This window comes from Falsiroseomonas sp. (genome assembly GCF_041690465.1).
In the GTDB taxonomy this organism is placed as follows: domain Bacteria; phylum Pseudomonadota; class Alphaproteobacteria; order Acetobacterales; family Acetobacteraceae; genus Falsiroseomonas.
This window is the reverse complement of the sequence record NZ_JAWLHG010000014.1, coordinates 63,086-85,668: the sequence shown is the minus strand read 5'-3', so window position 1 is coordinate 85,668 and position 22,583 is coordinate 63,086. Positions and strand designations below refer to the sequence as shown.

General features: G+C 71.8%; 27 protein-coding genes. 15 read left to right on the top strand and 12 right to left on the bottom strand.

What is annotated here, in order from left to right:
* Nucleotides 1-61: 61 nt before the first annotated feature.
* The 7 genes from ACESM1_RS15510 to ACESM1_RS15480 are packed head-to-tail and all read left to right on the top strand — an operon-like array spanning nt 62 to nt 6,955.
* Complete coding sequence (locus ACESM1_RS15510) at nt 62-2,149, top strand: acetate--CoA ligase family protein (protein WP_372621591.1); 2,088 nt, start codon at nt 62-64, stop codon at nt 2,147-2,149.
* Between the two features lie 5 nt (nt 2,150-2,154).
* The gene (locus tag ACESM1_RS15505; protein ID WP_372621506.1) at nt 2,155-3,042 is read left to right on the top strand and encodes a MaoC/PaaZ C-terminal domain-containing protein; all 888 of its coding nucleotides are present in this window, start codon (nt 2,155-2,157) and stop codon (nt 3,040-3,042) included.
* A gap of 27 nt (nt 3,043-3,069) precedes the next feature.
* Nucleotides 3,070-3,750 carry a 3-oxoacid CoA-transferase subunit A gene (locus ACESM1_RS15500; RefSeq protein ID WP_372621505.1) on the top strand — a complete coding sequence of 227 codons (681 nt, stop codon included), beginning with the start codon at nt 3,070-3,072 and terminating at the stop codon, nt 3,748-3,750.
* 14 nt (nt 3,751-3,764) lie between these two features.
* Nucleotides 3,765-4,403, top strand: a complete 639-nt coding sequence (locus tag ACESM1_RS15495; RefSeq protein WP_372621503.1) for a 3-oxoacid CoA-transferase subunit B — start codon at nt 3,765-3,767, stop codon at nt 4,401-4,403.
* A gap of 1 nt (nt 4,404) precedes the next feature.
* Complete coding sequence (locus ACESM1_RS15490; RefSeq protein ID WP_372621501.1) at nt 4,405-5,163, top strand: enoyl-CoA hydratase/isomerase family protein; 759 nt, start codon at nt 4,405-4,407, stop codon at nt 5,161-5,163.
* Nucleotides 5,164-5,217: 54 nt separating this feature from the next.
* Nucleotides 5,218-6,618, top strand: a complete 1,401-nt coding sequence (locus tag ACESM1_RS15485; RefSeq protein ID WP_372621499.1) for an amidase family protein — start codon at nt 5,218-5,220, stop codon at nt 6,616-6,618.
* 4 nt (nt 6,619-6,622) lie between these two features.
* A complete protein-coding gene (locus ACESM1_RS15480) occupies nt 6,623-6,955 on the top strand; it encodes a hypothetical protein (protein WP_372621497.1) in 333 nt (110 codons plus the stop codon).
* 22 nt (nt 6,956-6,977) lie between these two features.
* Here ACESM1_RS15480 and ACESM1_RS15475 read toward each other — a convergent pair whose 3' ends face one another.
* From ACESM1_RS15475 to ACESM1_RS15460, 4 genes are all read right to left on the bottom strand, one after another.
* On the bottom strand, nt 6,978-7,799 hold the full coding sequence (locus tag ACESM1_RS15475) for a class I SAM-dependent methyltransferase (protein ID WP_372621496.1): 822 nt from the start codon (nt 7,797-7,799) through the stop codon (nt 6,978-6,980).
* 72 nt (nt 7,800-7,871) lie between these two features.
* Nucleotides 7,872-8,762, bottom strand: coding sequence for a prephenate/arogenate dehydrogenase family protein (locus tag ACESM1_RS15470; RefSeq protein ID WP_372621495.1), 891 nt, complete (start codon nt 8,760-8,762; stop codon nt 7,872-7,874).
* Nucleotides 8,752-9,837 carry a histidinol-phosphate transaminase gene (gene hisC, locus ACESM1_RS15465; RefSeq protein ID WP_372621493.1) on the bottom strand — a complete coding sequence of 362 codons (1,086 nt, stop codon included), beginning with the start codon at nt 9,835-9,837 and terminating at the stop codon, nt 8,752-8,754. Before hisC ends, ACESM1_RS15470 begins: the two co-directional genes overlap by 11 nt.
* Nucleotides 9,838-9,871: 34 nt before the next feature.
* Nucleotides 9,872-10,654, bottom strand: a complete 783-nt coding sequence (locus ACESM1_RS15460; RefSeq protein WP_372621491.1) for a chorismate mutase — start codon at nt 10,652-10,654, stop codon at nt 9,872-9,874.
* A 164-nt stretch (nt 10,655-10,818) separates the two neighbouring features.
* On the opposite strand from ACESM1_RS15460, the gene ACESM1_RS15455 reads away from it, so the two are divergent.
* Entirely contained in the window at nt 10,819-11,976 is a 1,158-nt protein-coding gene (locus ACESM1_RS15455) for a homoserine O-acetyltransferase MetX (protein WP_372621489.1), read from the top strand.
* Between the two features lie 41 nt (nt 11,977-12,017).
* Nucleotides 12,018-12,617: a methionine biosynthesis protein MetW gene (gene metW, locus ACESM1_RS15450; protein WP_372621590.1), complete on the top strand. Its 600-nt coding sequence runs from the start codon at nt 12,018-12,020 to the stop codon at nt 12,615-12,617.
* A 7-nt stretch (nt 12,618-12,624) separates the two neighbouring features.
* Here the strand turns inward: metW and ACESM1_RS15445 are convergent, their stop codons facing one another.
* Complete coding sequence (locus ACESM1_RS15445; RefSeq protein ID WP_372621487.1) at nt 12,625-12,822, bottom strand: hypothetical protein; 198 nt, start codon at nt 12,820-12,822, stop codon at nt 12,625-12,627.
* Nucleotides 12,823-13,280: 458 nt separating this feature from the next.
* Between ACESM1_RS15445 and phbB the strand changes: the two genes are divergently transcribed.
* The 3 genes from phbB (at nt 13,281) to ACESM1_RS15430 (ending at nt 15,080) form a co-directional block, all read left to right on the top strand.
* Nucleotides 13,281-14,003: an acetoacetyl-CoA reductase gene (gene phbB / locus ACESM1_RS15440; RefSeq protein WP_372621485.1), complete on the top strand. Its 723-nt coding sequence runs from the start codon at nt 13,281-13,283 to the stop codon at nt 14,001-14,003.
* Between the two features lie 134 nt (nt 14,004-14,137).
* Nucleotides 14,138-14,782 carry a YciI family protein gene (locus tag ACESM1_RS15435; RefSeq protein ID WP_372621483.1) on the top strand — a complete coding sequence of 215 codons (645 nt, stop codon included), beginning with the start codon at nt 14,138-14,140 and terminating at the stop codon, nt 14,780-14,782.
* A 55-nt stretch (nt 14,783-14,837) separates the two neighbouring features.
* Nucleotides 14,838-15,080: a hypothetical protein gene (locus ACESM1_RS15430; RefSeq protein WP_372621481.1), complete on the top strand. Its 243-nt coding sequence runs from the start codon at nt 14,838-14,840 to the stop codon at nt 15,078-15,080.
* 95 nt (nt 15,081-15,175) lie between these two features.
* Here ACESM1_RS15430 and ACESM1_RS15425 read toward each other — a convergent pair whose 3' ends face one another.
* Nucleotides 15,176-15,511 (bottom strand): hypothetical protein, encoded by a 336-nt coding sequence (locus ACESM1_RS15425; RefSeq protein ID WP_372621480.1) that lies wholly within the window; start codon nt 15,509-15,511, stop codon nt 15,176-15,178.
* A gap of 246 nt (nt 15,512-15,757) precedes the next feature.
* Between ACESM1_RS15425 and ACESM1_RS15420 the strand changes: the two genes are divergently transcribed.
* The gene (locus ACESM1_RS15420) at nt 15,758-16,603 is read left to right on the top strand and encodes a DMT family transporter (protein ID WP_372621478.1); all 846 of its coding nucleotides are present in this window, start codon (nt 15,758-15,760) and stop codon (nt 16,601-16,603) included.
* Nucleotides 16,604-16,612: 9 nt separating this feature from the next.
* Here the strand turns inward: ACESM1_RS15420 and ACESM1_RS15415 are convergent, their stop codons facing one another.
* From ACESM1_RS15415 to gloB, 5 genes are all read right to left on the bottom strand, one after another.
* A complete protein-coding gene (locus tag ACESM1_RS15415; RefSeq protein WP_372621476.1) occupies nt 16,613-16,945 on the bottom strand; it encodes a hypothetical protein in 333 nt (110 codons plus the stop codon).
* Nucleotides 16,942-17,550, bottom strand: a complete 609-nt coding sequence (locus ACESM1_RS15410) for a class I SAM-dependent methyltransferase (RefSeq protein WP_372621474.1) — start codon at nt 17,548-17,550, stop codon at nt 16,942-16,944. Before ACESM1_RS15410 ends, ACESM1_RS15415 begins: the two co-directional genes overlap by 4 nt.
* A complete protein-coding gene (locus tag ACESM1_RS15405; protein ID WP_372621472.1) occupies nt 17,547-17,999 on the bottom strand; it encodes a cupin domain-containing protein in 453 nt (150 codons plus the stop codon). The genes ACESM1_RS15410 and ACESM1_RS15405 overlap by 4 nt, the downstream gene beginning before the upstream one ends.
* A gap of 90 nt (nt 18,000-18,089) precedes the next feature.
* Nucleotides 18,090-18,692 (bottom strand): glutathione S-transferase, encoded by a 603-nt coding sequence (locus ACESM1_RS15400; protein WP_372621470.1) that lies wholly within the window; start codon nt 18,690-18,692, stop codon nt 18,090-18,092.
* A gap of 121 nt (nt 18,693-18,813) precedes the next feature.
* The gene (gene gloB / locus ACESM1_RS15395; protein ID WP_372621469.1) at nt 18,814-19,548 is read right to left on the bottom strand and encodes a hydroxyacylglutathione hydrolase; all 735 of its coding nucleotides are present in this window, start codon (nt 19,546-19,548) and stop codon (nt 18,814-18,816) included.
* Between the two features lie 71 nt (nt 19,549-19,619).
* Here gloB and ACESM1_RS15390 point away from each other — a divergent pair, with 71 nt between their 5' ends.
* Both ACESM1_RS15390 and ACESM1_RS15385 read left to right on the top strand, forming a co-directional pair.
* Nucleotides 19,620-20,336: a class I SAM-dependent methyltransferase gene (locus tag ACESM1_RS15390; RefSeq protein WP_372621467.1), complete on the top strand. Its 717-nt coding sequence runs from the start codon at nt 19,620-19,622 to the stop codon at nt 20,334-20,336.
* A gap of 198 nt (nt 20,337-20,534) precedes the next feature.
* Entirely contained in the window at nt 20,535-21,149 is a 615-nt protein-coding gene (locus ACESM1_RS15385; protein ID WP_372621465.1) for a hypothetical protein, read from the top strand.
* Nucleotides 21,150-21,340: 191 nt separating this feature from the next.
* Here the strand turns inward: ACESM1_RS15385 and ACESM1_RS15380 are convergent, their stop codons facing one another.
* Complete coding sequence (locus tag ACESM1_RS15380; protein WP_372621463.1) at nt 21,341-22,417, bottom strand: SMP-30/gluconolactonase/LRE family protein; 1,077 nt, start codon at nt 22,415-22,417, stop codon at nt 21,341-21,343.
* Nucleotides 22,418-22,583 lie beyond the last annotated feature (166 nt).

Sequence of the window (22,583 nt, the reverse complement as noted above, 5' to 3'; positions counted from 1 at the left end):
GGGGCTTGCGCGCGCCGCGCCACTCTGCACCCTCGCCGCGACCGGAAGCCAGGAGGCGACGCTGACCACCCACCCGCTCGATGCCCTGCTACGGCCCCGGTCCATCGCGATCATCGGCGCCTCCGACGACCCCACGCGGATCGGCGGGCGGCCGCTGGCCTACCTCAAGGCGCGCGGCTTCCAGGGCGCGATCCTGCCGGTGAACCCGAACCGCGCGACGGTGCAGGGGCTGCCGGCCGTCGCCTCCGTCGCCGACCTGCCGGAGGCGCCGGAAGCGGCGATCATCGCCATCCCCGGCGAGGGCGCCATCGCGGCGGTGGAGGCACTCGGCGCGCGCGGCTGCAAGGCGGGGATCGTGTTCACCGCGGGCTTCGCCGAGGTGGGCGAGGCCGGCCAGGCGATGCAGGATCGGCTGGTTGCAGCGGCGTGCCGGCACGGGATGCGGCTGGTGGGGCCGAACTGCCTCGGCCTGTTCAACGCGGCACTCGGCTACTTCCCCACCTTCTCGGCCGCCTTCGACAATGGCTGGCCGCTGCCGGGGCGGGTCGGCATCGCCAGCCAGTCGGGTGCCTATGGCGCACACCTCTTCGGCCTGGCGCGCGACCGCGGGCTCGGCACGCCGGTGCTGGTCACCACCGGCAACGAGGCCGACCTGCACCTGGCCGATTTCATCGAATGGATGGCGGCCAGCGAGGAGGTGGAGGTGATCGCCGCCTATGCGGAGGGCATCCGCGACGGTGCGCGCTTCGTGCAGGCGCTGGAGGCGGCGCGCGCGGCGCGCAAGCCGGTGGTGCTGATGAAGGTTGGCCGCAGCGCGCTGGGCGAGGCGGCCGCACGCTCCCACACCGCCTCCATCGCCGGCGACGACCGGGTGATGGATGCGGTGTTCTCCGAGTTCGGCGTGCATCGCGCGCGCACCACGGAGGAACTGCTGGATGTCTGCTACGTCGCGCAGAAGCGGATCTACCCCGTCCGCAACGCGCTGGGCGTCGTGACCATCTCGGGCGGCGCGGGCGTGATGATGGCGGATGCGGCGGAAGCCGTCGGGCTGCCGATGCCGGCGATGCCGGAGGATGCGCAGGCGAAGCTGCTGGGGCTGGTGCCCTTCTCCTCCCCGCGCAACCCGGTTGACTGCACGGCGCAGGCCTTCAACGACATGGCGGTGATCGGCGCCTTCGCGGAGAGCATGGCGGCGGATGGCGGCTATCCCAGCCTGATCGCCTTCTTCACGCAGTGGGGTGGCAGCCCCGCCATCGCGCCGCGCCTGCGCGCGGAACTGAAGCCGGTGCTGGAGCGGCATCCCGACCGGCTGTTCGTGCTCTCCATCCTCGCCTCGCCGGAGCGGCGGCGCGAATGGGAGGCGGATGGCTTCCTGGTGATGCAGGACCCCTCCCACGCCGTGGTCGCGCTGGCCGCCATGGGCCGCTTCGGCGAGGCATTTGCACGGGTCGCACCGCCGCCACCCGAGATCGGCCAGGCCGCGCTGCCCGAAGCCGAGCCGAACGAGGCGGAGGCCAAGCGCATCCTCGCCGCTTCGGGCGTGCCGATGGTGCCCGAGGAAGCCTCCGCGACGGCGGAGGGCGCCGTGGCGGCCGCGCGGCGGATCGGCTTCCCGGTGGTGGCGAAGATCCTGTCGCCCGACATCCTGCACAAGAGCGAGATCGGCGGCGTGCTGCTGGACCTGGCGGACGCGGATGCGGTGCGCGAAGGCTTCGCCACGCTGATGCAGCGCGCGGCGCAGCATGCGCCGGATGCGCGCATCGAGGGCGTGCTGGTGGCGAAGCAGGTGAGCGGCGGCGTGGAGATGGTGGTCGGCACGGTGCGCGACCCGGTCTTCGGGCCGGTGGCGATGGTCGGGCTCGGCGGTGTCTTCGTGGAAGTGTTCAAGGACGTCGCCTTCCGCCGCTGCCCGGTGAGCGAAGCGGATGCGATGGACATGATCCGCTCGCTGCGCGGCTTCCCGCTGCTGGATGGCGCGCGCGGGCGGCCGAAGGCGGATGTGGCGGCGCTGGCCTCGGCGGTCTCCGCCCTGTCGCGCTTCGCCGTCGCCGCCGGGCCGCGGCTGCGCTCGGCGGAGGTCAACCCGTTGCTGGTGCTGCCCGAAGGCCAGGGCGCCTTCGCGGCCGATGCCGTGATCGAACTGGAATAGCGCGCATGCCGATCGAGTACGAGAAGCTCCTGAACTTCCCCATCCCGGAGATCCGCCAGCGCCTGCGCTGGCAGGACACGGCGCTGTATGCGCTGAGCCTCGGCGCCGGGCAGGACCCGATGGACGAAGGCGAGCTGCGCTTCGTCACCGAGGGCCCGGCGATGCGGGCTTTGCCGAGCATGGCGGTGGTGCTCGGCTATCCCGGCTTCTGGCTGCGCGACCCGGCGACCGGCGTGGACGCGCTGCGGCTGGTGCATGGGGAGCAGGCGGTGGAGCTGCATGGCACCCTGCCGGTGGAAGGCGAGGTGATCGGGCGGTCGCGCGTGACCGGCCTGGTGGACCGCGGCGAAGGCAAGGGCGCGCTGCTCTATTCCGAGCGGGTGATCCTGGATGCCGCCACGGGCGCGAAGCTAGCAACGCTGGAACAGACCACCTTCCTGCGCGGCGATGGCGGCTTCGGCGGCCCTGCCGGGCCGGTGAAGAAGCCGGCGCCGGAGCCGGAGGGCGCGCCGAGCATCGTGCTGGACCTGCCGACGCGGCCGGAGATCGCGCTGCTCTATCGCCTCAACGGCGACCACAACCCGCTGCACAGCGACCCGGCGGTGGCGGCGAAGGCCGGCTTCCCGCGGCCGATCCTGCATGGGCTGGCGACCTTCGGCATCGTCGGCCGTGCGCTGCTGAAGGCGGTGTGCGGCAATGATCCGGAGCGTTTCGGCCGGGTGGAATGCCGCTTCTCCGCCCCGGTGTTTCCGGGCGAGACGATCCGGACGGAGATCTGGCCCGATGCCGATGGCGCGGCCTTCCGCGCCAGGGTTGTGGAGCGGGATGTCGTGGTCGTGGGGAATGGGCGCTTCCGCCTCGGCGCGTTGGACAAGGAGGGCGCCGATGGCTAGACCCCTCGGCCGGAGGACCATCGCCGCATGATCAACAAGATCGTCCAGTCCCTCGCCGAGGCCCTGCAGGGCGTGAAGGACGGCTCGACCGTGCTGATGGGCGGCTTTGGCGCCGTCGGGCAGCCGGACGAGCTGATCGAGGGGCTGCTGGAACAGGGTGCCAAGGACCTCACCGTCGTCGCCAACAATGCGGGCGCGGGCAAGGTGGGGCTTGCGAAGCTGATGATGGAAGGGCGTGTCCGGAAGATCATCTGCTCCTTCCCGCGCTCGGCCGGCTCCACCGTGTTCGAGGAGCTGTACCGCGCCGGCAGGCTGGAGCTGGAGATCGTGCCGCAGGGCACGCTGGCTGAGCGGATGCGCGCCGCCGGCGCCGGCATCGCCGCCTTCTGGACGCCGACCGGCGCCGGCACGAAGCTCGCGCAGGGCAAGGAGACGCGGGACTTCAACGGGCGCGAGCACGTCATGGAATACGCGCTGAAGGGCGATGTCGCGCTGGTGGAAGCCTGGGAGGGCGACCGCTGGGGCAATCTGACCTATCGGGAGAGCGGGCGGAACTTCAACCCGGTAATGGCGAGCGCGGCGGACCTCACCATCGCGCAGGTGCATCACCTGCGCGAGCTCGGCGATATCGCACCGGACCACGTCCATACGCCCGGCATCTTCGTCAACCGCGTCGTGCAGGTGGTGCGCGGCGCGCCTTGGGTGTGAGAGGAGACGCGAGCATGTGGAACCGTCAGCAGATGGCCGCGCGCGTCGCGCAGGACATCCCCGAAGGCTGGTTCGTCAATCTCGGCATCGGCATCCCCACCATGGTCGCCGACCATGTGCCGGAGGAGCGCGAGGTGATCCTGCATTCCGAGAACGGCATTCTCGGCATGGGCCCCGCGCCGGCGCCGGACAAGGTCAATGCCTGGCTGGTGAATGCGGGCAAGCAGCCGGTCACGCTGCGCAAGGGCGGCAGCTTCTTCCACCACGCCGACAGCTTCGGGATGATCCGCGGCGGGCATATCGACCTCTGCGTGCTCGGCGCCTTCGAGGTGGCGGAGAACGGCGACATCGCGAACTGGGCGACCAGCGAGAACGACACGGCGCCGGCCGTCGGCGGCGCGATGGATTTGGCGGCGGGGGCCAAGCGGCTCTGGGTGGTGATGGAGCACACCACCAAGGATGGGCGGCCGAAGCTGGTGGAGAGCTGCGGCTATCCGCTGACGGCGAAGGGTGCCGTGCAGCGGGTGTACACGAACCTGGCCGTGGTGGATGTGGTGCCGGGGCGCGGCTTCGTGGTGAAGGAGATCGTGCCCGGCATGTCGCTGGCGGAGCTGCAGGCGAAGACCAGCGCCACGCTGCACACGGATTCCTGACATGCGCATCCATGAGGCGCGCGACGGCGGCGTGCTGACGCTGACGCTCGACTATCCGGAACGGCGCAACGCGCTCGCGCTCGGCCTGCGGGAGCAGCTGCACGACATCCTCGATGCCGCCAGCGGCGACGAGGCGGTGCGCGCCATCGTGCTGACCGGCGCGGGCGGCACCTTCTGCTCCGGCGGCGACATCTCCGGCATGAACGTGACGGAGCTGGAAGCGGGGCTGGAGCGGATGCGGCGGACGCACCGCATCATCCGGCTGATGGTGGCCGGGCGCCTGCCGATCGTGGCCGCGGTGGAGGGGTGGTGCGTCGGCGCGGGCCTCTCGCTGGCTTGCGCCTGCGACACCATCGTGGCGGCCGAGGATGCGCGGTTCATGGCCGGCTTCGGCAAGGTCGGGCTGATGGCCGATCTCGGCCTGCCCTTCACCCTGCCGGCGCGGGTGGGCGTTGGGCGGGCGCGGCAGATCCTGCTCTACGGCACGCAGATCAATGCGCGGCACGCCGAGGAGATGGGGCTGGTGGACCGCGTGGTGCCGAAGGGCAGCGCGCTGGAGGTGGCGGCGGAGATGGGCCGCTTCCTCGCCGCGCAGGCCTCGCTGCCGATCGCGCTGACCAAGCGCATCCTGGCCGAAGGGCTGGAGCGCGCGCTGGAGGATGAGCGGCAGTTCCAGGCGGCCTGCTTCGTCAGCACCGACCACACCGAGGGCAAGGCAGCCTTCCTGGCGAAGCGGGAGCCCCAGTTCGGCCAGCGTTGACGCGCCGGCGCATGCGGCGGAGCATCCGTCCCGTGCAGAGTGGAGCGTGACGCGATGACCGAGTTCTGGCGCCTTCCCGCAACCGAGATCGCCGCCCTGATCCGCGAGAAGCGGACCAGCGCGACGGAGGTGGCGAAGGACGCGCTGGCGCGGCTTGACGCGGCGAACCCGGCGATCAACGCAGTGGTGGACCATCGGCCTGAGGAGACGCTGGCCGAGGCCGCGCGCGTGGATGCCGCCATCGCGCGCGGCGAGGATGCCGGGCCGATGGCCGGCGTGCCGATCACCATCAAGGTCAACGTGGACCAGAAGGGCTGGGCCACGACCAACGGGCTGCGCATCCAGAAGGATCATGTCGCGACGGCGGACAATCCTGTCGTCGCCAATCTGCGCAGGGCCGGCGCGGTGATCCTCGGGCGGACCAACACGCCGGCCTTCTCGCTGCGCTGGTTCTGCCGCAACGGGCTGCATGGGCATACGAAGAACCCGTGGGATCCGCGCATCACGCCGGGCGGCTCCTCCGGGGGCGCCGCGGCAGCGACGGCGGCGGGGATCGGCGCGATGGGGCATGGCACGGATATCGGCGGCTCCATCCGCTATCCGGCTTACGCCTGCGGCGTGCACGGGCTGCGGCCGACGCTGGGGCGCATCCCGGCGATCAACCTTTCCTTCGCAGACCGACACATCGGCGGGCAGCTGATGGCCGTCAGCGGGCCGATCGCGCGCACCATCGGCGACGTGAAGCTATCCTTCGAGGCGATGTGCGCACGCGACGTGCGCGAGCCCTGGTGGGTGGATGCGCCGATGCAGGGGCCGCCCGCGCCGAAGCGCGCGGCACTCTGCGTGAAGCCGGAAGGCATGCCTACCGCGCCGGCGGTGGAAGCGGCGCTGCGCGACGCGGCGAAGCGGCTGGAAGCAGCTGGCTGGACGGTGGAGGAAGTGCCGCTGCCGCCGCTGCGCGGGCCAGCGAAGATCCAGGCGATGCTGTGGCTCGCCGAAAGCCGGCGCGGGCTCAACAAGGCCTTCGCGCAGGAGGACGATCCGGACGCGAATTTCGTCTATGCGCAGATGGAGGCGCTTTGCCCGGAGCCGGACCTGTTCGGCTTCATGGACGGGCTGCAGAAGCGTGCGACCTTCCTGCGCGAATGGATGCTGTTCTTCGAGCGCTATCCGGTGGCGATCTCGCCGGTCTCGGCGGAGCTGCCTTTCCGCGACCAGAGCGACGTCGAGAGCCCGGAGAGCTTCAGCCGCATCATCGATGCGCAGCTGACCCAGGTCGGCCTGCCGCTGATGGGGCTGCCGGGGCTGGTGGTGACGACGGGCCTGGTCGGCCGCGTGCCGGTCGGGGTGCAGTTGCTCGCGGGGCGGTATCGCGAGGACCTGCTGCTTGAAGCCGGCGCCGTGATCGAGGCGGCGGGCGTGCCGGCGACGCCGATCGACCCCGCCACCGCCTGAGCGCATGCCGCTCGGCGAGGCGCTGCGGCAACTGGCGCGCACGGCGGCGCTGGTCGCCGTGCTGGCGGCGCTGCTGCTGGCGGTGACGGCCTGGGTGGCGGAGACGCCGGGGGCGCAGGTCCTGTTCGGCCTGGTGCTGGCAGCACCGCTCGCGGCGCTGGCCGGTTGGCAGGTGGCGGAGGCGCTGCGGACGGGCGAGCTGCCACACAGGACCGGCGTGGATACGCGGGCGAGGAACCCGGCGGCCTATTGGACCGGAGTCGGTGCGCTGGCGCTCGGTGCGGCAGGATGCGGCGCGCTGGCGCTGTGGTGCGTGGCGCGGCTGGCGTCCCAGTAGGGCCGCGCCGTCCCCCGCTGCTTCAGGCCGTGCCGCGCACCGCCCAGGCGCGGGCCGAGAGGGCGATGGAACCATCCGGCCCGGTCGGCAGGCTGGCGCGCAGATGCTCCCGCAGGGCCGCCCGGCGCTCCTCGTCGAGCGCCATGCAATAGGCCGGCGCCGGCGCGCCGCCGGCGAGGAAGGGGCGCCAGAAGTCGTCGAAGTCGCGGAAGACGGTCGGCATGTCGATCGCCGCCACCTCCACCTCCGCCAGGCCTGCCTCCGCAAACAGGGCGCGCAGCGCCTCGGGCCGGCAGAGCGGGAAGCGCAGCGCCTCGTCGCGGCCGCCGGCGCCCTCCGGATCGAGCGCGGCCGCCGCATCCCAGAAGCGGCGCATCATCTGCATGCCCTCGGCATAGTCCCAGACATAGGCCGCGACCCGCGCCCCGGGGCGTGCGGCGCGGCGCATCTCGCGCGCAGCCTGCGCCGGGTCGGGGACGAAGTTCAGCACCAGGCCGCTGACCACGGCATCGAAGCCGCCATCCTCCACCGGCAAGGCGCGGGCGTCGCCCTGGCGGAACTCGGCACGCGGATCAATGACGCGGGACCGCGCAAAGGTCAGGAAGGCCTCCGACGGGTCCACGCCTGTGACAGCGGCGGGACCGTGGCCGGCGAGGATGGCGCCGGTCAGCGCGCCGGTGCCGCAGCCGACATCGAGCCAGCGGCCGCCCGCGGCCACGCCGAGACCGGCCAGGAAGCTGGGCGCCATCATCCGGCTCCAGCGGCCGACATAGGGCTCATAAGCCTCACCGGCTGCCCAGAGGCGCGCGGTATCGGCCGCGCCGGCATTGCCCGCCTCGACCATGCGCCGTCTCCTGCGACCACCGGCGAAGTTGGCGCCGCGTGACGGGGCCGGGGCAAGCGAAAACCGCGGGCGTCAGGCCTGGTGCCGCTCGATCAACCCACGCCTGATCTTCCGCCCCCGCTGGATGCGGTCCTCGATGTATTCGGCCTGGCCCCAGCGCACCGCACGGCCCAGCGCATGCGCGTCCTCCACGAAGCGGCCGAGCATCTCCAGCAGCGCCTCGCGGTTGTTGAGGAAGACGTCGCGCCACATGGTCGGATCGCTCGCGGCGATGCGGGTGAAGTCGCGGAAGCCGCCGGCGGCGAATTTCAGCACCGCCTCCTTCGTCTCCTCCGCCAGGTCGTCGGCGGTGGAGCAGATGGTGAAGGCGATCAGATGCGGCAGGTGGCTGACGATGGCGACGACCTTGTCGTGCGTCACCGGGTCCATGGTCTCCACCATGCTGCCGCAGCGGCGCCAGAACTCGGCGATCTTCTCCACCGCCGCCGGGTCGCCGCCGGGGATCGGCGTGATCATGGTGTAGCGGCCGTCGAACAGCTCGGCGAAGCCGGCATCGGGGCCGGAATGCTCGGTGCCGGCCATCGGGTGCGCGGGCACCAGATGCGTGCCTGGTGGCATCAGCGGCAGCAGGTCGCGCACCACGCTGCCCTTGGTGGAGCCGACATCGCTGACGATGCAGCCCGGCGCCAGGTGCGGCGCCACCACCTTCATCAGCCCGGCATAGGCGCCGACCGGCACGCAGAAGATCACGCAGTCGGCGCCCTCGACCGCCTTGGCCGCATCCGGCTCCACCACATCGGCGATGCCGAGTTCCCGCACGCGATCCAGCGTGGCGGCGCTGCGCGCATGCGCGACGATCGTGCGCGCAAGGTCGCCGCGCTGCTTCGCGACGCGCGCGATGGAGGAGCCGATCAGGCCGATGCCGAGCAGGCAGAGCCGGTCGAAGAGGGGCTCACCGACCACGGGCGAATTCCGTCAGCGCCTCGATGACCATGCCGTTCTCCTCGGCGGTGCCGATGGTGATGCGCAGGCAGGCGGGCAGGCCGTAGCCGCCCATGGCGCGCACGATCAGTCCGCGGCCGCGCAGATGCGCGTCGGCCGTCTTCGCGCGCGCGGCGTCGCCGAAATCCACCAGCACGAAATTGCCCTCGCTCGGCCAGACCTTGAGGCCTGCGGAAGTCAGCGCCTGCGTCACCTTCGCGCGCCATTCGGCGTTGTGCGCGACCGACTTCTCCACCCAGCCGGGCTCGGCCAGCGCGGCGATGGCCGCCGACATGGCGGCGGCGTTGACGTTGAACGGTCCGCGCACGCACCCCAGCACGTCCACGATCGCCGGCGGCGCGTAGCACCACCCCACGCGCATGCCGCCCAGCCCGTAGATCTTGGAGAAGGTGCGGCACATCACGGTGTTGGAGGTGGCGTCCACCAGCTTCACGCCGGGATCGTAGTCCGGGCGCGAGACGTATTCGGCATAGGCGCTGTCCAGAACCAGCAGCACGTCCTCGCGCAGCTCGCGGCGCAGGCGGTCCACCTCGGCCTGCGGCAGGATGCTGCCGGTGGGGTTGTTGGGGTTGGCGAGGAACATCAGCCGCGTGCGCGGCCCGACCGCGGCGAGCATGCCGTCCACATCGGCCGTCAGGTTCTTCTCCGGCACCTTGATGACGCGGCAGCCGGCCCAGCGGCCGGCCAAGTCGTACATCATGAAGCCATGGGCGGACATGATCAGCTCGGTCCCCTCCCCGCCATAGGCGAGGATCAGCATGGTCAGCAGTTCGTCCGAGCCATTGCCGCAGACGATCCGCGCGGGGTCGAGGCCGTGGCGCGCGCCGATCGCCTCGCGCAGCGCGGTCGCACCGCCATCGGGGTAGCGGTGTGCCTCCTTCGCCGCCTCGGCGATGGCGGCAATGGCGGAGGGCGGCGGGCCGAAGGCGCCCTCGTTGGAGGAGAGCTTGATCACCCGGTTCACCCCCGGGACCTTCGATTCGCCGCCGACATAGGGCTCGACCGAGAGGATGGAGGGGCGCGGCATCACGGTCATGGCGGCGTTCAACCCTGAGGGCAGGTGTGGGGCGTCAGGCGGCGACGGGGGTGGCGTAGGCGCCGAGCACGGTGGCGCCGAGCGAAGCGAGGCGGGGATCGCCCAGGGCGATCATCCCAGGCAGTTCGACCAGCGCGAGATCGTCCTCGCGCGTCAGCACGGCGGGGGGCAGGCCGGCGGCGGCCAAGCCGGCCTCGCCGCGCACCGGCACGCGGACCAGGGTGCGGTCGTCGCCGGAGGCATCGGGCGGGGCTGGGGAGAGCAGGAAGACGGTGCAGTCGGCAGTGCCGAAGAAGGGCAGGCGTGCGGTGGCGAACAGGCGCGAGGGGTAATGCGTGCGCCACCATCGGCCGCTGGCAGGCAGGGCGACCAGCGCGGCGCGGCCGGCCTCGCTCTCCGCCAGCGCCGCGGCCTCCCTGCCCAGGCGCTTCACCGGTGCCGCCAGGCCGAGATGGCTGCGCAGCACCTCCATCCCGGCTTCCGGCAGGCAGGCGGCGACGGTCAGCGGGCTCTGCATCGCCGTGGTGGCGGCCAGCAGTTCGCGCCACAGCCGCACCAGCGCGGCGCGCGGCAGCGGGCCGGCGTGGCGGGCGAGCAGGCGGCGCAGGATCAGCGCCTCCCGCCCCGGGCGGAGCGCGGGGCCGTTGCCCTTGGTGCGGCTGGCGGCGAGGCGGGCGACCACCTCGGCGCGGCGCATCAACAGGTCGTGCAGGGCATCGTCCAGCCGGTCGATCTCGGTGCGCAACGCCACCAGGTCGGCGCCAGGCGTGGCGGCGTCCCCGGCCTCTGCGGCGGCGAGTTTGGCAGTGTCGGGCATGCGATTCCTGATCCCCCGCGATGCATAGAACCGTGCGCCCGGCGCGCCAAGGCGGGCGCGGTGCCTTGCCGGGCGGTGGGTGGCGGTTGCCGGGCGGGCGCCGGGGCCCTATTGCTGCGCGCCAACCCGCCCATCAGGGGCGATACGCGCCCCGCGCAGCAGGCATGACCGAGGCCCTCGCCCCCTTCCAGCCACTCCAGCACCAGCGCCTCCTGTTCGAGGACGGGCTTGCGCTGGATTGCGGGGCGGTGGTGGCGCCGCTGGCGGTGGCCTATCGCACCTATGGCACGCTCAACGCAGCGAAGAGCAATGCCGTGCTGGTCTGCCACGCGCTGACCGGCGACCAGTACGTGGCGGAGCCGCACCCCCTCACCGGCAAGCCCGGCTGGTGGGAGGCGGTGGTCGGCCCGGGCCTGCCGATCGACACCGGGCGCTATTTCGTGATCTGCGCCAATGTGCTCGGCGGCTGCATGGGCTCCTCCGGGCCGCCGGAGGAGATGAGCGATGCGGAGGGCCGCGGTCTCGGCCGGCCCTGGGGCACCGATTTCCCGCAGGTGACCATCCGCGACATGGTGCGCGCGCAGAAGCGCCTGGTGGATCACCTCGGCATCGCGCGGCTGCTGGCGGTGGTCGGCGGCAGCATGGGCGGGATGCAGGTGCTGGAATGGGCGGCGACCTATCCGGAGATGGTGGTCGCCGCGGCGCCGATCGCGACGGCCACCTACCACAGCGCGCAGAACATCGCCTTCCACGAGGTCGGCCGCGCCGCCATCCATGGCGACCCGGACTGGAATGGCGGCCGCTACTGGGAGGATGGGCGGATACCGGCCAAGGGCCTCTCGGTCGCGCGGATGGTGGCGCACATCACCTATCTCTCCGAAGCCGCGCTGGGTCGGAAGTTCGGCCGGCGGCTGCGCGGCGCCTCGGCGCTGACCTTCCTGGAGGACGTGTTCGAGGTGGAGAGCTACCTGCGCCACCAGGGCAGCACCTTCGTCCGCCGCTTCGACGCCAACAGCTACCTGACGATCACGCGCGCGATGGATTTCTTCGACCTGGCGGCGGCGCATGGCGGCGACGTGGCGGCCGCCTTCCGGGGCATCCCGACGCGCTTCCTCGTGGCGTCCTTCAGCTCCGACTGGCTGTTCCCGACCAGCGAGAGCCGCGCGCTGGTGCGCGCGCTGAATGCGGCGGCGGCCAATGTCTCCTTCGTGGAAATCGCCTCCGACAAGGGGCACGACGCCTTCCTGCTGGACGAGCCGGTGTTCCACCGCGCGCTCGGCGGCTTCCTGCGCGGGGCCGCGGTGAAGGCGGGGATCGTCTGATGCCCGACGCGCCGCAGGAGATCCGCTTCGTCGCCAAGAACATGCGGCTCGACCTTCGCCTGATCGCGGAGATGGTGGCGCCCGGCGCGCGCGTGCTGGACATCGGCTGCGGCGACGGCGCGCTGATCGAGCATCTGACCCGCGAGAAGGGCGCCGATGCGCGCGGGATCGAGATCGACATGGCGGAGGCGACGGAAGCCGTGGCCGCCGGCCTGCCGGTGATCCATGGCGACGCCGACACCGACCTGGCCTTCTACCCCGATGGCGCCTTCGACTACGTGGTGCTCAGCCGCACGCTGCAGGCGGTGGAGAAGCCGCGCGAGGTGCTGCGCCAGATGCTGCGCATCGGACGCTACGCCATCGTCTCCTTCCCGAATTTCGGGCACTGGCAGCTGCGCTGGACGCTGCTCACCGCGGGCCGGATGCCGGACAACGAGACCTGGGACCGCCCCTGGTACGAGACGCCGAACATCCACCCCTGCACCATCCGCGACTTCTTCGCGCTCTGCGCGATGGACGGCTATGTGGTGGAGCGCTGGCTGGCGGTGGACGACAAGGGGCTTCGCAGCCCCTGGAAGCGCTCCCCCTGGCTCGCCAACCTGTTCGGCGAGCAGGGGCTGTTCCTGTTGCGGCGGGGATAGCGCCGCGTCAGTGCATCGCCCGCGCTGCCTCCGACAGCACCGCGGCCGGGCGGGTGACGAGGGCGGCAGCCATGGCGGCATGCTCTGCCGCAGCCTCGGCGCCGAGCCGGCGGCATTCAGCCTCGACATAGGCCAGCATCATCAGGAGTGCCGAATGATCCCGCGAGGGCAACGCCGCCTTGTCCCGGTCTGTCTTGGTGTGCATGTGAATCCAACCTTGATGAGCAGCCAAACGCACCACCAGCGGCGCAACACGCTATCCGTGTGGCACACTGGTCACGTCGGCGTGAAGGCGCAATCACTCGCAGCGATGTTCCACCACAGGTTGTGACGCTTGCGGCACGAGTTAAGTCCCGCAAAATGATGCAGCCGCGGTGAGATTGGCCCGCCCCGGCGCCGGTGCTTCGCCGTGAAAGCACGGGAAGCTCCGGCACGGAGCCCGCGCCAGATCGGAGTCGAGGGGCCGGGAAATTTCCTGCGCGGCCCCGGCTCGGCCAGAGGGGCAGGCGGCTCCGTGTCACCTTTCCTTGATCCGCCTCGAGGCGTTTTCGCGATCTGCGTGTGATGCGTGTTTGCCCTTGCCCGCCAGTATTGCAAGGATAACGGCAGGGACGGCGCGAAGAGCGCGCCGGGCCGCAGAAGGCTCACGGAGGGAAGACCAGCATGGCACGCGTGGCACTCGTCACCGGCGGACAGCGCGGCATCGGCGCGGCGATCAGCGAGGCGCTGCAGGCTGCGGGGCGCAAGGTCGTCGCCTCCTATGCCGGCAACGACGCCGCCGCCCAGGCCTTCACCGAGCGCACCGGCATTCCCTGCTACAAGTTCGACGTCGGCAGTTTCGAGGCCTGCATCGCCGCGGTGCAGCGGATCGAGGCCGAGGCTGGCCCGGTGGAGATCCTGGTGAACAATGCCGGCATCACGCGCGATGCGATGATGCGCAAGCTGACGCGCCAGATGTGGGACGAGGTGATCGATACCAACCTCGGCAGCTGCTACAACATGTGCAAGGCGGTGTGGGATGGCATGAACGCCCGCAAGTTCGGGCGCATCGTCAACATCGGCAGCGTCAACGGCCAAGCCGGGCAGCTCGGCCAGGTGAACTACGCCGCCGCGAAGTCCGGCATCCACGGCTTCACCAAGGCGCTGGCGCAGGAAGGCGCGCGCAACAAGATCACCGTGAACGCGGTGGCGCCCGGCTATGTAGACACCGAGATGGTGCGCGCCGTGCCGCCCGAGGTGCTGGAGAAGATCGTCGCGCGCATCCCGATCGGCCGCCTCGGCCATGCCGAGGACATCGCCCGCGGGGTGGTGTTCCTCACCGCCGACGACGCCGAGTTCATCACCGGTTCCACGCTGTCCATCAATGGCGGGCAGCACATGTACTGATCTCCCCATGACGCCGGTGCGCGGCCTCATGGGGAGCCCGGATTGGTGCTGATCCTGCGCGCTCCGGCTCATCCTGCCGCGGCAAGACCGCGGCAGGGCACCAGAGGGCGGAAGTTCTGGGAAGGGCGGCCAACATGGCCTGGTTGATCCTCGCCTTCGATGGCGACGATGCGGAGGCACCAGCGCGGCGGCTTGGCGCGCGGGATGCGCATGTCGCCTTCATCGCGGCCGAAGCGAAAGCCGGGCGGCTGGTGCTCGGCCTGCCGCTGCATGACGAGCAGGCCCAGAGCCTCGGCTCGCTGATGGTGCTGGACGTGGCGGACCAGGCAGGGGTGGACGCCTACCTCGCCGCCGAGCCATTCGCGTGCGACGACGTGTGGCAGCGGATCGAGACGCATCCCTTCCGGATCGCGCCACTGCCCTACGCCCCCTGGCCGAGCCCCGGCAGCGCCATGCCAGGCCCCCGCAGCCACACCATCGCCATCGCCATGGACGGGCTGGACGAGGGCGCCGAGGCGCGCCGGGCGGCTGCGCGGCCGGCGCATATGGCGCGGGTGCGGCCGCTGGCTGAGGACGGCACGCTGCTGTTCGGCGGCGCGATCCTCGATGCGCCGGAGGGGCGCATGGTCGGCTCGGTCGCGATCACCCGGCACACCAGCCACGAGCAGGCGAAGCGCTTCTGGGCCGAGGATCCCTATGTCACCGGCGATGTCTGGCGGCAGGTCGCGCTCTACGGGACGCTGCTGCGCCCGCTGGACTACAAGCCGCTGCCGCGCTGACGGAACGCGCGGGGTCGCCAGGCCGTTGGCTCCTCTTCAGATGGAGGAGCGGCAGATGACCGGCAGCAAGCATCCGAAGAACGAACAGGACCGCCGCGAAGGTCCCGGCGCGGACGTGCCGCGCCCGCCCTCCGACCTCGAGCGCAATCCGGGCATCGGTGCCAGCAAGGGCACCTTCGGCCGCGGCACCGATCCGGCCACGATCGAGGGCGAGAACACCTTCGAGGGCGATGTGATGAACGATGCGGGCAAGGGCAACGCGCTGCCGCGCAAGGAGAAGGGGCGGACGAACCGCTGAAGGCGCAACCGGGGGCGCGAGTCCGGCCTGCAGCGTCCTGCGCTTCCCGCAGGGCCGGTTCGCAGCTTCGGGCGCTGCCGCCCGCGCTGGACCATTCAGCGCGGCACGATCTGGCGGAACAGGGCTCCGATGATCTCGGCGACGATGTCCTGGAGCAGTTGTCCCGACCGCGCCTGCATGCTCCGGCCGATGGCATCCTGGCTGGTGAGCAGCGTCTGGAAGTGCGGGGATCGCGGACCAAGCTCGGCAATCGAGGCGAGCTGTTCGGGCTGCAGGTGCTCGAGATGCGCGGCCGCCAGATTGCGATCCCAGGCGTCCTGGTGGCGCGGCGCGGTTTCGGCCACCTGACGCAGCAGCCTGGAATGCGCTTCCGCAGGGCCGAGTTCTGCCGCCACCATTGCGAAGGTTTGCGTGCGGAGCGCGACCTGCACGGCGAGTGAGCCGAGATTGCGCCCCAGCCCGAGGCGCCGCACGAACCCGGATGCGATGGCCTCCGGCGTTTCACCTGCGCCTTGTCCGTGCGCTGGCGCGAGTCGGGATGCCACCGCCAGGGCTAGCAGGCCAGCCGACACATATCGGCGTCGGAACATCGAGCAACCGTAGCAGCCGATCTTCGCAGCGGGCAACGACCGGACCGGGTTCGCGGCCAGAGCGCGTGCGCGCTATGACGCCGCGGCATGACTCCCGCCACCCTCGCCGGCTGCGGCGCGCTGATCCTCTGGGCCTTCCTGGCGCTGCTCTCGCGGCTGGCCTCCGGCATTCCGCCACTGCAACTCACCGCCATGGGCTTCGCGGTCGGCGGGGCGGTGGGGCTGGCCGTCGTGCTGGCGCGCGGCGGCGGGGCGGCGCTGCGGCAGCCGCCGGTCGCCTGGGCGCATGGCGTCGGCGGGCTGTTCGGTTACCACGCGCTCTACTTCCTCGCCTTCGCGCTGGCGCCGGCGGTGGAGGTGAACCTCATCAACTACCTCTGGCCGCTGCTGATCGTGCTGCTCTCGGCGCCCGTGCTCGGCCTGCGGCTCGGACCGGCGCGGCTGGCGGGCGTGGCGCTCGGCTTCGCCGGCTGCGCGCTGCTGGTGGGGCCGGGCGCTTCCTTCCCGCCTGAGGCAATCCCGGGCTTCGTCGCGGCGGCGGCCGGTGCGGTGGTGTGGGCGGTCTATTCCGTGGCCTCCGGCCTGCCCCGCCTCCGACGCGTGCCGACCGAGGCGGTGGCCGGCTTCTGCCTGGCGACCGCGGCGCTGGCTGCCGTTCTGCACCTGGTGTTCGAGCGCAGCGTCGCGCCGGCGCCGGGCGAGTGGCTGGCGGTGGCGCTCCTCGGCCTTGGTCCGGTGGGGGCGGCGTTCTTCCTGTGGGATGTCGGCATGAAGCGCGGTGATCCGCGGCTGCTCGGGACGCTGGCCTATGCGGTGCCGGTGGCCTCCACGCTGCTGCTGATCGCGGCCGGCGAGGGCGCGATGACGCTGCGGGCGGCGGCGGCGACGCTGATGGTGGCCGGCGGCGGCTTCATCGCGGCGCGGGCGCGGTAGCCACTCGCCTCACGGAAATAGAACCGTCCGCTGCATCGCAACCCAGCGCTTCTCCCGCATGCAGGCGAACACCGCCAGCGGGGGGCCGTCATCCAGAACGATGCCGGCGGTGCGATACTGGCCGTCACCTGCCAATTCGTGCAGGCGCGCCGGGTCACGGCTCGCAACGCAGTCGGCAAGGTCGGCTTGGAGCCGCCCGGGCGCCACCGGCGCGCCGAGAGGCAAATCCCGGCCGGCATAGCGCCAATCACGCTCGACATAGGCGCACCCCATGCCGCCGAGCCGCGCAGGGATGGCTGCAGCTCTTCGCAAGGACGGGACGCTGGAGCCAGGAATCTTCACCCGGGCTTCCGTAGCAGCGCCCGCACCACCTCGGCGCAGCCCTGGTGGCGCGGGCCTTCGTCGAGATGCACGGTGCCTTCGAGCAACTCCAGCACGTCCAGGCTGCCGAACAGCTCCTCCACGATGGCGCGGGACCAGAGCAGCTCGGGCATCTTCGGCCCGCCGCTGCGGCGGCCCTGCTGGGCGGGGGTGAAGCATTCCAGCGCCAGCATCCCGCCTGGCGCCAGGCTGCGCAGCACGCCGCGCGCGGCGGCGGCCCGGTCGGCGGGCGGCAAATGCAGGTAGATCCAGGCGACGAGGTCGAAGCCGGCCTCCGGATACTCCCAGGCGGCGGCATCGGCGACGACGGTGCGCATTGCCACGCCGCGCCGCGCGGCGAGTCCCGCCGCCTTCGCCATGCCCACCCGCGACCAGTCGAGCGAGGTCACCTGCAACCCCTGCGCGGCCAGCCAGGCACCGTTGCGGCCCTCGCCATCGCCGAGCGCAAGCACGCGCATCCCCGGCGCGAGCCAGGGGCGCAACTCCTCGAGGTAGCGGTTCGGCGCCTCGCCGAACTGGAAACCGCCGCCGGAGAAGCGTTCGTCCCATGCGAGGCTCGTGCTCACTTACCCGGCTCCCATCCCGGTGGCGCCAGCTGGAAGCCGGCGAAGTCGAAGGCGGGGCTGACGGTGCAGGAGACCAGGCACCAGCGGCCGCCCGCCGGCCGCGCCGCCTGCCACCAGCCCTTCGGCACCACGCCGATCAGCGCCTCCCCGGCGCCGAGATCGGGGCCGAGCCGGATGTCGCGCTCCACCCCCGACCCGTCCGAGGAGAGAGACAGCAGCACTGGTCCGCCCGCCTGCCAGAGCCACAGCTCGGCGGCGTCCACGCGATGCCAGTGGCTGCGCTCGGCGGCGTCGAGCAGGAAGTGGATCGCGGTGCCGGCGCCGCGGCCGCCCTCCGGCGGCGCGTCGCGCCAGACCTCGCGGTAGTGGCCGCCCTCGGGATGCGGCGCGAGGCCGAGCGCGGCGACCACCGCCGCTGCGTCCAGGGCAGGGTCGCGCAGGTCCAACATCCGATTCAGACCTCCTGTGCCCGCCGCCGGTCGGGCCGAAGGCACGCCTCCGGCCTGACGGCAGCTGCGCGCCCCGGTCATCGGATTCGCTCAGCCCGGCGGCTGGGTGCGCGCCAGCGGCGGCAGCTTGGAAACCTCGGCGAGCCAGGCGGCAAGGCGCGGGTGAGTGTCCCGCCAGGGCTCGTCCGCGAAGCGCAGGTCGAGGTAGCCGAGCGCGCAGGCGACCGCGACCGCGCCGATGTCCGTCAGTCCCCTCGGCGGGTCGGCCTCCAGCATCGCCAGGCCGCGCTCCACCGAGGCCTTCTGCCGCGCCAGGAAGGCCGCGCGTGCCTCGTCCTGCGGCGCCGCGCCGTGCATGCGGCGCGCGACCAGCGCATCGGCGATGCCGTCGGCCAGCGCATGCATCACCGAGATGCGCACCCAGCGCGGCGTGCCGGAACTCGGGAACAGCCCGTTCGCCTCGCCGACACTGTCCAGGTATTCGCAGATCACCGGGCTGTCGAAGATGGCGGTGCCGTCCTCCAGCACCAGGCAGGGGATCTTGGACAGCGGGTTGGCCTTCAGCAGCGGCTCGGGCGAGACATGCGGGTTGCTGCCCACCGTCTCGATCCGGTCGTCGATGCCGCGGGCGACGGCACAGGCCATCACCTTGCGGGCGAAGGGGCTGTTGGCGCTGTAGTGAAGCTTCATCATGCTGGGGCGGTCCTCACCGGTTATGCGATCCGATGACCGGAAGGTGCAGCCGCCGTCATGACGAAGGCGTGCCTTCGGCCCGACGGGCGGCGAGCACCGGAGGTCTGAATCGGGTCGCCTGTCATCTGAAGTGGTTCTTGGCCTCGCGCCGGGCGGTGAACTCCGCCAGGTCGCGGGCGCGCAGGAAGGGGTTGGCGGCAAGCTCCTGCGCCAGCGTGGTCGGCACGGTCGGGCGGCCGGCGGCGAGCAGCGCGCCGGCGGCCTCGACCTCGGCCTTCAGGGCGGCGTTGTCGGGGTCCACATGCAGGGCGAAGCGGGCGTTGGACTGGGTGTATTCATGGCCGCAGCAGAGCCGGGTGTTGCCCGGCAGGCGGGCGAGGCGGCGCAGCGAATGCCACAGCGCCTCCATGCCCCCCGGCTCCAGCGGCCGGCCGCAGCCCAGCGCAAAGATCACGTCGCCGCAGAGCAGCACATGGTTGGCCACGAAGTGGAAGGCGATGTGCCCGGTGGTGTGCCCGGGATAGTGCAGCACCTCGGCCCGCGCGGCGCCGAGCGGGACGATGTCGCCCTCCTTCACCACCACGTCGAGCGGCGGCAGGCGATGCGCATCGAGCGCGGCGCCGACCACCTTCGCGGCCGGGAAGCGGGCCTTCAGCTCGGCCACGCCGTTCACATGGTCGCCATGGTGGTGGGTGAGCAGGATCGAGTCGAGCTCCCCGCCCGCGGCCTCGACCGCCGCGATCGCCGGGGCGGCCTCGCCGGGGTCGCAGATCGCAACCGCTCCGGTCGGACTATCCTTCAGCAACCAGAGGTAGTTATCCTCAAGGCAGGGAACCGCCTCAACCCGCAGCGACATCTTGCATCTCCCTCGACCGCGCCCTGCAACCCGCCGTGCCATCCGGCACTGGAATTCCCTATATCACGCCCATGACGACCGAGGTCCACGCCCTGGCCGCCTTCTATCGCTCACGCGGTGGCGACACGGCGGCGCGCCTGGTCGGCGCGCGGCTGGCGGCGCTCTGGCCTTCGCTGCCCGGGCAGTCGGTGCTCGGCCTCGGCTGGGCGGCGCCATATCTCGGCCAGTGGCGCGAGGCACGGCGCTGCGTGGCGCTGGTGCCCGGCCACCTGCCGGGCGCGCACAGGCTGCGGCCGACCGAGGCCGGCGGCGGCGCCCTGGTGGCCGAGGAGGAGTACCTGCCCTTCCCCGATGACAGCTTCGACCGCGTGCTGCTGGTGCATGGGCTGGAAGCGGCAGAGAACGCACGGCGCCTGCTGCGCGAGGTCTGGCGGGTGCTGCGCGACGACGGGCGGCTGATGCTGGTGGTGCCGAACCGGGTGGGCATGTGGGCGCATCTGGACCGCACGCCCTTCGGCCATGGCCAGCCCTACTCCCGCGGCCAGATCGAGCTGCTGCTCTCCCGCCACCTGTTCCGCGCGGAACGGCGGGAGGCGGCGCTGTTCGTGCCGCCCTACGGCCTGCGGTTCCTGGGCTCGGCGGCGCCGGTGCTGGAGCGTTGCGGCCGGGCGCTCTGCCCCCGCCTGGCCGGCGTGATCATCGTGGAGGCGCAGAAGGACCTGTTCGCGGCGGTGCCGGCCGGGGCGGTGGCGATGCGGCGCCGCGTGGTGGCCGCCGCCAGCGGCTGACATCTGATCCCGCTGGCCGCAACCTGCGCCCGCCGGGAGGCGGGCGCGCGGCCGAATGGCCGCCGCGGCACGTGCCGCGAAGCCAAGCGCGCGGACGCGCGCGCCGGCGATCGAGGGCGGATCGGTCACGATCCGCGGGATTCGGTATGATACAAGCGCGTCAATCCCCGATTCACCAGGGCGTGCGAAAGCTTCGGCATGGATGCCCTGCCTGCCGCCTTGCCGCTTCCCTCCTCCGGCCTGCACGAGGCGCTGCGGGCCGAGCTGGACCCGCGCCTGGAGGGGTTGCGCGGCTTCCTCGACCGCCGCATCGCGGAGCTGAGCGCCGAGTTGCACGCGGCCACGCAGCTGCAGGACATGGGGGAATCGCGGCTCGCCGGGGAGATCGCCCGGATTCAGGCGCAGATCGCCGAGCTGGTCGCGGCACCCTCCGCCGCCACGCGCAACAGCGGCGTGGAGCTGGAAGCGGTCGTGGAGGCGACCGAGGCCGCCGCCAACACCATCCTGGAGGCTGCCGAGGCGATCCAGGACTGGATTTCGCGCGGCCGCGACCCGGAAGCGCTGCCGGCGATCGCCGATCGGGTGAATGCGATCTTCGAGGCCTGCGCCTTCCAGGACCTCACCGGCCAGCGCATCCGCCGCGCCATCCAGCACCTGCAGGAGCTGGAAGGTGCGCTCCAGACGGTGCGGCCCGTCCCTGCCGCGCCGCGCCCGGTTCCAGTGGAGGTGCGCACGCCAAGGGTCACGGTGCAGGCGCCGAAGGCCTCGGCGGACCTCCGGCAATCCGACATCGACGCGCTGTTGAACTGGTAGCGGCGCGCGGAAGCTCCTGCGCCCGGGGCCGCGTACGCGGCCCGGCACGCAACACACCCTGGCCGCCTGCGCAACAGCGCGTCGTGCCGAAGGCACGCCTCCGGCGTGACGCCGCGCAAGCCAAGCGCGCGGCTGGCGGCACTGCCGCACGGCCGTAGCGAAGCGAAGGCTCGCGCGCCCGGCCTGAGGGCCTAACAGAAATGCGCCCCCGTCGTCTCGACCGGGACGGCGTAGAGCGACTGGCTGGCGGTCATGAACAGGATGTTCCGCCGCGCCCCACCGAAGCAGACATTCGAGCAGATCTCCGGCAGCTTGATCTGGCCAATGCGGTCGCCGTTCGGCGCGAAGACGTGCACGCCATCGTACCCGTCCCCGACCCACCCGGCGGAAGACCAGATGTTGCCCTGCGCGTCGGCGCGGATGCCATCGGCCATGCCGCTGCGGCCCTCGAACTCCATGCTGGCGAAGGTGCGCGGGTTGCGCAGGCGCGGGCCGTCCACGTCGAAGGCCCAGATGATCCGCTGCGCCTGCGGGTAGTGGCTGGCGCCGGTGTCGGCGACGTAGAGGGTGCGGTAGTCCGGCGAGAAACACAGGCCGTTCGGCTTGAAGGGCTCGTCCGTCACCTTGGTCACCTGCCCGCTCTGCGCGTCGATCCGGTAGACGGCTTCCTTGATGAAGGGGCGCGGCGAGTTGGCGGCTTCCGGCACGCGCTGGCCTTCATAGTTCATCAGCGCGCCGTAGCCGGGATCGGTGAACCAGAGGCTGCCATCCTCGGGGTGGACCACGCCATCATTGGGCGCGTTGAACGGGCCGTCCGGGCCGCGCGCGGCGAGCACCGTCATGCCGCCTTCGGGCTCGTAGCGGACCACGTCGCGGTGGAAATGCCGGAAGGCGATATGGCGGCCCTCGCGGTCGAAGGTGTTGCCGTTGGAGAAGCCGGAGGGGCTGCGGAAGCGGCGGCTGACCTTCATGTCCTCCTCGGTCAGGCGCAGCGCCTCGTCGTTCGGGATGTCGGACCAGACGAGGAAGCGGCCATTGGCATGCCAGGCGGGGCCCTCGGCCCAGAGCATGCCGGTGTGCAGCCGGCGGATGGCGCTGTTGCCGAGGCGTGCGGTGAAGCGCTGCGGATCGAGCGCGACGATGTCGGAATCGGGGTAGCGCTGGGGCGGTGCGCCGGGGCCGTACTGGCGCTGCGCGATGGCGGGCGTGGCGGCGAGCGCGGCGGCGGCGGCGAACAGGCCGCGCCGCGCGAGGCGGGCTTCGGTCATGACGGGTTCCCTCCCTGAGCCCGGGTTGCTGGGGCTCTGGGAGGGAGGATGGCACACGCGGCGGTTGTGACTGGTAGTCAAGCTTGAGTGTTTGAGGCGGATGCTTCCACCCCGACCAGCGCCTTCAGCGCCGGGCGCCCTCGGCGCCGCCCCTCGCGAAAGCGGG